Source organism: Pseudanabaena biceps PCC 7429 (genome assembly GCF_000332215.1).
Lineage (GTDB): Bacteria > Cyanobacteriota > Cyanobacteriia > Pseudanabaenales > Pseudanabaenaceae > Pseudanabaena > Pseudanabaena biceps.
Map to the genome: position 1 here is coordinate 1 of NZ_ALWB01000384.1, position 2,370 is coordinate 2,370.

Annotated in this window: 1 protein-coding gene; it reads right to left on the reverse strand. The window is 44.2% G+C overall.

The window, feature by feature from the left end; genetic code table 11:
- Positions 1-51: 51 nt before the first annotated feature.
- Complete coding sequence (locus PSE7429_RS22545; RefSeq protein WP_009629711.1) at positions 52-2,157, reverse strand: TonB-dependent receptor plug domain-containing protein; 2,106 nt, start codon at positions 2,155-2,157, stop codon at positions 52-54.
- Positions 2,158-2,370: the final 213 nt, after the last annotated feature.

Consider the following 2,370-nt stretch of genomic DNA (forward strand, 5'->3'; position numbering starts at 1 on the left):
GCCCGCTACGCGGGCGGTACGCTCTCTAGTTTGGGTTTCTTAGCTACTTAATTAGAAACTTGCCTGTAAACCGATTCTATAGGTTAATCCTGGTTGATAGATGCGGTTAGTCTTTTCATAGCTATTATCGGTCAAATTTTCTAGATTCAAAGTCAAAGCTACATTTTTATGTAAAGGAATCTTGGCGTTAAAGTCCAGACTCAAATAGGCGGGAGAAAAGTCTGTAGCATTTTGTCCTGCTGTCCCTTGGGCAAAAACAGCACGACGGGAGCCGCTGTAGTAGTTAAAAAATAGATTTGCTTGCCAACCATTGGAATCATAGCCAATGCCTAATTTCCCTACGGAATAGGGAACAGTAGCCAATTGCAAACCAACTTCAGAAGCTGTTTTGCTGCTATTTATTTTGGCATCGGTGTAGGTGTAATTGAGAAATGACGAGAATTCTGGTGAAATTTGCCACTTTACCCCAGCTTCGATGCCATTAGTGGTAACCTGACCAACATTGTCCCATCGACCCGCAATAACACCAAGGCGATCGCTAAGACTGCTGCCAAAATAGGTTAGCTGCACTAGTACGGAGTCCGCAGCGACACTCCAATCAAATCCAGCCGTATAGGCGACACCCCGTTCAGGAATGAGACTAGAATTTGGCAACCAATTATGTACAGTATCAAATACATAGAGTTGGTCTAGTCCAGGATTGCGCTGAAGTACGGCAAAACTATTGCGAAAATCCAGATTGGGGGTGAGGTTCCAGCGTGTGCCGACCGTGGGATTGAGGTAGCTACCAAAATCGCTTGTAAAATTTTGCCGTAAACCTAGTTCTACTTGAAAGTTTTCCGTAGCTTTCCAAGCATTTAAGGCAAACAGAGCTAGAAGAGAGCGATCGCGATTGACAACGCCATTCTGGGCAGATAATGCAGGAAGCGAACTAAATACATCGCCACGGATAGAATCGGTTTTAAGATCTAAGCCCCATGTCAGCTTATTGGTCTCGTTCAGTTGCCATTGATGTTCGACTCGACCGCTCAAGGCTCGCGAATCTAGGGAAGCATTCCGAAAAGCGGTCGTGCCCGTTGGTCCATAGGTACTGAAAAAATCTTGATTAAAGGCGATCGTTGTCTTCAGAATTGAGTCATCCCCTTGACCTAGCTTGCTAGTTAAAGTAGTACCAATATTGAATAGATCATGGTCGAGGCGATCGCGTTGTAGTGGAAATCCAAAGTAGAGTAGTCCTCGCCGACTGGCTGTTTTATAAGCATCAATACTCAAGGAATTGCGAGAATCGATGGGGAATTCGACATTACCGTAAAAGTTGTCAACACGGCTATCGCCATTAAAAAGTTTGCCATCAGAGGGATTGCGATTAGCGGCTCCCAATGGCACAGCATAGTTGTTATCCGTTGAGAATCGTTCGTAGCCCAGACGGAAGTTGACATTATCTAAAGTTCCTCCATAGCCAAGCCGATAGCGTTGATAACCATAGGAACCTAGCTCAATTCCCGTGGTTAATTTGAGAGGCTGGGGAGTTTTTTTCGTAACAAGGTTAATTACCCCGCCAAAGGCTTCCGAGCCATACAGAGTTGCACTTGTCCCTCCCGTTAGTTCGACACGTTCGATCGCATCTACGGGAATGCTATTAAGATCGGTTCCACCATGATAGGTATTAACGTTACTCCCAAAGGATCGACCATTGATATGAAAGGTGGATTGGTTGATCGAAAAGCCACGCAAAAAAGTGCCTGTATGGATGTCCGCTCCAAATCCATAGTCATTGATCGTGAATCCTGGCAAACTGCGTAAAAGTTCAGCCGCACTACTGGGATTTTGCTTTTGGATATCTTCTTTAGGGACAATATATACGGGGGCAGAAGTAGGTGTAAATGGAGCTTTTTTTCCTGTTACTTGTATTTCGACTTCATTTTCATTGGACTCTTGCGCGAGAATTTGACTCTGGGCAGGGATATCAACCTTGAAGTAGGGGATGAGAAAACTAGAGCTTTGCGATACCTGCGATCGCAATTCCCCAACAGTCGCAATGCTCGTATTTTGAGTTTCGACTACCATCTCTGATAGCTCAGCACCAGCAATTTCAACCATACTAAAAAGAGATGCAGCAAAGCTAGGTGCTACATACAGCAACTTCATCGATTTCATGTCAACCTTAACTCCTCACAGATTTAGCCTCAAGCTTTAGTTTTTCACTTAGTTTTTTACTTAGGATTTCTAAACTTTTAGCTTGGGTATAAAGATCTCATTCTTTTTTATTGCTCGATCGATGTCAAAAGACAACCTGTCAAAGATCAGTAAGTAGTTCGGCATAATTAAAAACCAAAACGAGAGAGCGTACCGCCCGCGTAGCGGGCGGTA

Excerpts from the sequence above, each read along its gene's own strand:
- PSE7429_RS22545 (WP_009629711.1), bottom strand. The coding sequence starts at position 2,157 with ATGAAATCGATGAAGTTGCTGTATGTAGCACCTAGCTTTGCTGCATCT.